The following is a 340-nucleotide window of genomic DNA, read 5'->3' as shown; positions in this document are numbered from 1 at the left end:
GGCAAAGCGAGTCACAGTTCTCGAAATCCACCGACGCATCTATCGCAAGCTCACTGACCTCGAACAGCAGCGGTGGGCGCCGCGCGAGCATCAACAATTGATCGACGATCTCAGGAGCGAGATCGAGCTGCTGTGGATGTCGGGTGAGTTGCGGCTTGAACGCCCCTCGGTCGAAAGTGAGATTGCTTGGGGCCTGCATTTTTTCCGCGAGGTGATCTTCGAGGCGACTCCGAAGATCTATGATGCCGTCGAGGAAGCGCTCGCCTGTCATTACCCGAAATACGATCTCAAAGTGCCATCCTTCATGCGCTACGCGTCGTGGATCGGCGGCGACCGTGAC

The 340-nt window shown here is 57.6% G+C and carries 1 protein-coding gene; it reads left to right on the top strand.

Translation table 11 applies throughout. The annotated features are described in order from the left end of the window. Positions 1-340: phosphoenolpyruvate carboxylase (locus EN852_RS37185; protein ID WP_135879789.1), on the top strand; the 340-nt coding region annotated here is incomplete at both ends.

Origin of the sequence: Mesorhizobium sp. M2E.F.Ca.ET.209.01.1.1 (genome assembly GCF_004010375.2) — a bacterium.
Classification (GTDB): Bacteria; Pseudomonadota; Alphaproteobacteria; order Rhizobiales; family Rhizobiaceae; genus Mesorhizobium.
The sequence above is the reverse complement of the archived record's forward strand: the minus strand, read 5'-3'. Positions and strand labels throughout refer to the sequence as shown.